Origin of the sequence: Aequorivita sp. KMM 9714, from assembly GCF_011065475.1 — a bacterium.
In the GTDB taxonomy this organism is placed as follows: Bacteria; Bacteroidota; Bacteroidia; order Flavobacteriales; family Flavobacteriaceae; genus Aequorivita; species Aequorivita sinensis.
Window position 1 is genome coordinate 1 of the sequence record NZ_JAAGRO010000059.1, and the last position, 281, is coordinate 281.

The following is a 281-nucleotide window of genomic DNA, read 5'->3' on the forward strand; positions in this document are numbered from 1 at the left end:
TATGAACTCGCTTATTCGCTAAGCGGGTGCAAATATACAACTCTTTTTTAAACCTACAACACTTTGTAGAAAATAAATTAAAAAAGATTTGAAAGAACTTTTACGCTTCACCCTAAAACTAAAAAAACGTTTTCCAAAGCGGGGTGCAAATATAAAACCATTTTTGATACCTGCAACACTTTTGAAAAAGTATTTTTATAAAATTTTAAAGAGCGATTTTTTAACCCTTGAAACAAGCAATTCTGTTTCGTTAAGCGGGTGCAAATATAACCCCGTTTTTT

General features: G+C 31.0%; 1 protein-coding gene. It reads left to right on the forward strand.

Annotated features, from left to right (window positions below; translation table 11 throughout):
* Positions 1–88: 88 nt before the first annotated feature.
* On the forward strand, positions 89–281 hold a 193-nt coding region (locus G3A46_RS14285; protein ID WP_206736034.1), incomplete at its 3' end, for a hypothetical protein.